The 6013-nt window shown below is 69.8% G+C and carries 6 protein-coding genes; all 6 read right to left on the reverse strand.

From position 1 onward, the window contains the following. Positions 1-284, reverse strand: a 284-nt coding sequence (locus tag ACFVDP_RS39280; RefSeq protein WP_383501041.1) for a homocysteine S-methyltransferase family protein, incomplete at its 3' end; no start/stop codon positions are given. Further along, positions 281-1264, reverse strand: a complete 984-nt coding sequence (locus tag ACFVDP_RS39285) for a carbohydrate kinase family protein (RefSeq protein WP_383501044.1) — start codon at positions 1262-1264, stop codon at positions 281-283. The genes ACFVDP_RS39285 and ACFVDP_RS39280, both read right to left, overlap by 4 nt. Before the next feature lie 151 nt (positions 1265-1415). Continuing rightward, entirely contained in the window at positions 1416-2642 is a 1227-nt protein-coding gene (gene metK / locus ACFVDP_RS39290) for a methionine adenosyltransferase (protein ID WP_383501047.1), read from the reverse strand. 52 nt (positions 2643-2694) lie between these two features. After that, positions 2695-3768 carry a methyltransferase gene (locus ACFVDP_RS39295; protein WP_383501049.1) on the reverse strand — a complete coding sequence of 358 codons (1074 nt, stop codon included), beginning with the start codon at positions 3766-3768 and terminating at the stop codon, positions 2695-2697. Between the two features lie 54 nt (positions 3769-3822). Beyond that, the gene (locus ACFVDP_RS39300; protein WP_383501052.1) at positions 3823-5409 is read right to left on the reverse strand and encodes an AMP-binding protein; all 1587 of its coding nucleotides are present in this window, start codon (positions 5407-5409) and stop codon (positions 3823-3825) included. A 20-nt stretch (positions 5410-5429) separates the two neighbouring features. Next, positions 5430-5804 (reverse strand): DoxX family protein, encoded by a 375-nt coding sequence (locus tag ACFVDP_RS39305; RefSeq protein WP_383501055.1) that lies wholly within the window; start codon positions 5802-5804, stop codon positions 5430-5432. Positions 5805-6013: the final 209 nt, after the last annotated feature.

Raw genomic sequence — 6013 nt, forward strand, 5'->3', positions numbered from 1 at the left:
ATCCGGTCACCGATCTCGTACTCGGTCGCCGCCGTGAAGTTCGAGCCGAAAGTATTGGTCTCGACGCAGTCCACACCGACCGCGTAGTACGCCTCGTGGACGGAGCGGACGATGTCCGGGCGGGTGACGTTGAGGATCTCGTTGCAGCCTTCGAGGTCCTGGAAGTCCTCGAGCGTGGGATCCTGCGCCTGCAGCATGGTGCCCATCGCACCGTCGGCCACCACGACACGGGAGGCGAACGCCGCGCGCAGGGCTGCGACCCTGGCCGCCTGTGGCGTACTCATGCCGCACCCGTGAGGCGCGGCTCGACGGTGCGGGCCGCCTCGCGACCGTACGTGGCGTCGATCCGGGCGACCAGCTCCGCCGGCAGGAGTTTGTACTCCTGTGTGCCCACCGATTCCAGGACGATGGCGGCCAGGGCGCAGCCGAGTCGGGCCGCCTGCTCCTGCGACCACTGCCAGGCATGTCCGGCGAGGAAACCGGCGCGGAAGGCGTCGCCCGCGCCCGTGGGGTCGGCGACGGTGTCGACGGGTACGGCCGGTACGACGAGACGGGGTTCGTCGCGGGCGGCCAGCGACACTCCGCCCGCGCCGAGGGTGGTGATCCAGGTGCCGACCCGTTCGAGGAGGTCCCGTTCGCTCCAGCCGGTACGGTCCTGGAGCAGCGCGGCCTCGTACTCGTTGGTGAACAACCACCGTGCTCCGTCGACCAGTTGCCGGGCCTGTTCACGGTCGAGCCGAGCCAGCTGCTGGGAGGGGTCGGCGGCGACGGGGATGCCGAGCCGGTGGGCCGTGGCGGTGTGCCGCAGCATGGCCTGCGGATCGTCGGCTCCGACGAGGACGAGGCCGGGCCGGCCGGCGCGGACGGCGACCGCGGCGAGGTCGATGCGGGGGGCCTCGGCCATGGCACCGGCGTAGAAGGTGGCGATCTGGTTCTGGTCGGTGTCGGTGGTGCACACGAAACGGGCGGTGTGCAGGGTGTCGCTGACCCGTACGCCGGAGGTGTCGACGCCGCCCGCCCGCAGCCATGCGCCGTACTCGGCGAAGTCGACGCCCGCGGCGCCGATCAGCAGCGGCTCGTGGCCGAGCAGGCCGAGGCCGAAGGCGATGTTGGCGCCGACGCCGCCGCGGCGCACTTCGAGCCGGTCGGCGAGGAAGGACAGGGAGACCCGCTCCAGCTGCTCCTTGATCAACTGCTCGGCGAACCGCCCGGGAAACACCATCAGATGGTCGGTCGCTATCGATCCGGTCACAGCCAGACGCACGGGAGTACTCCTTGCACCTCGGGAAAGCTCGGGGCGGGACGTGGGCACCGGCTACCGGCCGCGGGCGGCCCGGTCGGCGGGAGAAGAGCGGGGAGCGACGGGACGGGGGATGAGACCGCCGCTCCCCGCTGGCTCGGGATCCGCGGAGCGTTCAGGAAGCGTCCGCGGCGGCGCGCAGGGCCTTGGCGCGGTCGGTGCGCTCCCACGTGAAGTCCGGCAGCTCACGGCCGAAATGGCCGTAGGCGGCAGTCTGGGAGTAGATCGGGCGCAGCAGGTCCAGGTCGCGGATGATCGCGGCCGGGCGCAGGTCGAAGACCGACGTCACGGCTTCCTTTATGCGCTCCACCGAGACCGTGCCGGTGCCGAAGGTCTCGATGAACAGACCGACCGGTTCGGCCTTGCCGATCGCGTACGCGACCTGGACCTCGCAGCGCGAGGCGAGGCCCGCGGCGACGACGTTCTTGGCGACCCAGCGCATCGCGTAGGCGGCCGAGCGGTCGACCTTGGACGGGTCCTTGCCGGAGAAGGCGCCGCCGCCGTGGCGGGCGTAGCCGCCGTACGTGTCGATGATGATCTTGCGGCCGGTCAGGCCGGCGTCGCCCATCGGGCCGCCGATCTCGAAGCGGCCCGTCGGGTTGACCAGCAGCCGGTAGTCGTCCGTCTCCAGCTTGATCCCCTCGTCGGCGAGCTGCTGGAGGACGTGCTCGACGACGTGCTCGCGGATGTCCGGGGTGAGCAGTGCGTTCAGATCGATGTCGCTCGCGTGCTGCGAGGAGACCACGACGGTGTCCAGGCGGACCGGGCGGGTGCCCAGGTACTCGATGGTGACCTGCGTCTTGCCGTCGGGCCGCAGATACGGGACGGTGCCGTCCTTGCGGACCTCTGTCAGCCGCCGCGACAGACGGTGCGCCAGCTCGATCGGCAGCGGCATCAGCGTGGGCGTCTCGTCACAGGCGTAGCCGAACATCAGGCCTTGGTCGCCCGCGCCCTGCTTGTCCAGCTCGTCGCCCTCGTCTCCGCGGGAGGCACCCTCGACCCGCTTCTCGTACGCGGTGTCGACACCCTGCGCGATGTCCGGGGACTGCGAGCCGATCGACACCGAGACGCCGCAGGAGGCCCCGTCGAACCCCTTGGCCGACGAGTCGTAGCCGATCTCGACGACCTTCTCCCGCACCAGCGTCGCCACATCGGCGTACGCGTTGGTCGTCACCTCCCCGGCGATGTGCACCTGGCCGGTGGTGATGAGCGTCTCGACCGCTACGCGCGAGGTGGGGTCCTGGCGCAGCAGCGCGTCGAGGATCGTGTCACTGATCTGGTCGGCGATCTTGTCGGGATGTCCTTCGGTCACGGACTCCGAGGTGAACAGACGGCGGGACATGGCTCTCCAGGGCTGATGGATGGGCGGACAGGAGGAGTTCGGGCTCGGCAGGTCACGCAATCTTCGTCGCGGACAGAATGGCCTGTACGGGGATGACGTCAGGCGGAATCTCGCTGGAGTCCTTGGTCAGTGCCCTGGTGACCTTGAACCCGGCCTCCTCCAGCCAGCTCTGGTAGACCGACAGTTTCTGCGGTCCTCCCTGGCCCATGGCGGCGCCGATGAAGAAGGCCGGGAAGAAATCGACGTTGTAGTTGTCGGTGTCCTTGATGTTCTCGGGGTACACCGGCACGAGGATGTGCACCTCACCGCCGGGGTTGAGCGACTTGTGGACGCCCTTGAGGATGGTGAGGACGTCGGCCTTGTCGAACATGTCCAGGAAGTGCTTGATCAGGGCGACGTCGAAGCCCGCCGGGATCTCCTCGAAGACGTTGCCGCCGATGAAGGACAGGTGCTCTTCGAGGCCCTCGGAGCGGAAGTTGGCGAGCGCCTCCTGCTCCTTGTGCGCCAGGTCGAAGGTGGTGACCTTCAGGCCGGGGGACTTCTTGTGGCGGTAGGTGTGGATCGCGCCGAGGCCGGTGTTGCCCGCGACGTCGAGGACCCGGCTGCCCGCCGGGATGTCGACGTGGGCGAAGAACCAGGGGTCGATGTTGGCGGTGACCGTGTTCATGAGGGTCAGCCAGGAGTCGTTGAGATCCTGGTGGTCGTCGACCGCGTCGTAGAGCGTGCCTTCGGCGCCGTAGAGCTCCTTCAGGCCCACGATCGTGCCGGTCCGTACGCTCTCCGTGAGATAGAAGAGCTGCCGCAGCGCGGTCACCTTGATCAGGTTCATGTAGGACAGGGCACGCTTCAGGTCACTCTCGGGAACGTCGGCGAGCGCGTCCAGCCGGTATCCCCCGGTGGTCTCGTCCTGGGCGATGAAGCCCTCCTTGACCAGCAGGAAGAGAAGCTGCTCCACGGCGTCGGGACGGGCCGCGCCGACGGCATCGGCGAGCTGGGCGGCCGTCAGGCCCGGGGTGGCCCGGAGCGTGTCGACGATGCCCAGCTCGCACACGGACACCAAGGTCATGAACCGTGAGGGCCCCACCATGTATTCGCGCAGCCGGGCGAGGGTGGCCTGTGTCGTCATTGCAGTGAACCCCTTCGAGAATGAGTGATCCGCGGGAAGGCACGCCGGCTCCGGTCAGTGCTTGTCGCCCAGCCGTTGCGTGAAGCGGTGGGTCAGGGCGCTCCGCTGCACCTTCAAGGTGGCGGTGCGGGGCAGTTCGGCCTGAGGGATCTGGACCGGGTCGGCCAGCTGGGGGAAGTCGGCGGCGGCGGACCGCCAGCGCGCCGGGTCCAGCGGCTCGTCGTCGACGGTGCAGATCACCGGGACCGGCTCCGAGTCGGGGCCCTGGACCACGACCAGTTCGCTCAGCTCGTCGAGCCGGCTCAGGACGACGTCCTCGATCTCCAGGGAGCTGCGCACCCCGGGGATCATGTCGACCTCCCGGTCGAGCATGTGCAGACAGCCGTACCGGGTGCGGTAGCCGACGTCCCCGGTGCGCCACCAGTCGCCGTTGCGGTTGGTGTCGTAGCGGTCCTGCTCGGCGTGGTACGTCTTGGCGAGGCCGTCCCACGCGACCTCGATGAAGCCGGGATTCTTCTCGGACGGGGTGCTGCCGTTCCGGCTGACCACGCGGACCTTCGCGGCGCCCCTGGGCATGGCCCAGCCGACGCAGCGGCCGTTCGCCTTGTGGGCGGAGTTGCGGAAGTAGGCACGGCCCACGGCCGGGCCGACCTCGCTCTGCCCGTAGATCTGGAAGAACAGGGCACCGCGCCGCACGGAGGCCTTGAGCAGCCGGCTCATCGTTCGCGGATGGATCGCGTCGAAGGTGCTGCTGAAGATCTTCACGGAGGCGAACGGGTGCCGCGGATCGTCGGCCAGGTCCTCCCACTCCATCAGGGAGTTGGGCAGTGCCTCGACGAACGCGGGCCGGTGCCGCACGAACTGCTCCGCGACGGCCCCCGGGTCCGGCTCCCGCAGGAGCAGGATCGGATACTCCTTGGCGAGGGCCAGGGACATCGCCGCGACCATCCGGGAGTGCACGAAGGGGATGTGGATCGCGACGGTCTCCTTCTTGCGCAGCAGCGCGAGCAGCCGCCACTGCGGTATGAGGCGTACCGCCTGGGTGCGGGGGGTGTGCACCACGAGCTTGGGTGTCCCGGTGGTGCCGGAGGTGTGGGTGATCACGGCCGCCTCGTCGATGGGCCTGATCACCGGCTCGACGCGCGGTGCGCCCGCGAGGCCGGCGAGCGACTGCGTCCCCGGCCGTTCACCGCCGGCGCAGACGACCCGCCGGGTGAGTTCGGTCAGCGGCAGTTCGGCGAGGACGTCGAGCTTGGCGCCGTCGGTGAGCAGCGTCGGCCTGCCGACCCGCTGCAGCAGGACTCCCACGGTCGTGGCGTCCAGGGCCGGCGACAGGTTCACCACGATCCCGCCGATGCGTGACACCGCCGCGGCGAGCATCCAGTGGTCGGCGTTGGCGGTCTTGTAGAGCACGACGTGCTCGTCGGGCCGCACGCCCGCCGCCCACAGCCGGGCCGCCAGATCGTCCACGTGGTCCGCGTACTGAGCCACCGTCAGGTGCCGTCCCGCCTCGGGGAAGACGTCCAGGTCGTGGTCGAGCATGATCGGGGTGGCGGGGTTCACCGCTGCGGCCATCGCCGGCAGCAGGCCGATGTGCAGACCGCGCCTCTGTATCGATGTGTAGACCGTGGAGCCCTTCATCGCACTGTCTCCCTTGCCGGTCAGAAGGAGTAGGGGCCGAAGCGGCCCCACACGACGAAGCCCGCCACGGCGAGCAGGATCACGTTCACCGCGATCGCCTGGGCCTCATGGCGGCGCAGGTGCGTGACGGCGGCGCCGATCATCAGGAGCACGAGGCCGACAGCGGCCAGCGGCACCAGGACCGGTGCGACATCGAGCGCGCCGGGCAGGATCAGCCCCACCCCGGCGAGCACTTCCAGGGCCCCGATGGCCTTGACGGGCCCGGAGCCGAAGTCGTCGACCCAGCCGAATCCGGCGGCGGCCAGCTTCTCCGTGGGCTGGGCGATCTTCATGGCTCCGCCGGCCAGGCACGCTGCGCCCAGCACGGTCGCGACGATCCACAGCGCGATGTTCACGAGAGTTCTCCTAGACGTTCGGGGTGACAGCAACGGATGCGACGGCGGCCCCGGGTGCCGTGCCCGGGGCCGCCGCGGTGCCGGTCGCTCGGGCGGCGGGGGGGGGGGGGGGGGGGGGGGGGGGGGGAGGGGGGGGAGGGGGGGGGGAGAGAGAGGAAGGAGGCAAGAGAAAGAGGGGTGTGGAGGGCTCCAACGTGGGCTTACTGTAG

Source organism: Streptomyces sp. NPDC057694, from assembly GCF_042799415.1.
In the GTDB taxonomy this organism is placed as follows: domain Bacteria; phylum Actinomycetota; class Actinomycetes; order Streptomycetales; family Streptomycetaceae; genus Streptomyces.

Excerpts from the sequence above, each read along its gene's own strand:
- metK (WP_383501047.1), bottom strand. The coding sequence starts at position 2,642 with ATGTCCCGCCGTCTGTTCACCTCGGAGTCCGTGACCGAAGGACATCCC.
- ACFVDP_RS39295 (WP_383501049.1), bottom strand. The coding sequence starts at position 3,768 with ATGACGACACAGGCCACCCTCGCCCGGCTGCGCGAATACATGGTGGGG.
- ACFVDP_RS39300 (WP_383501052.1), bottom strand. The coding sequence starts at position 5,409 with ATGAAGGGCTCCACGGTCTACACATCGATACAGAGGCGCGGTCTGCAC.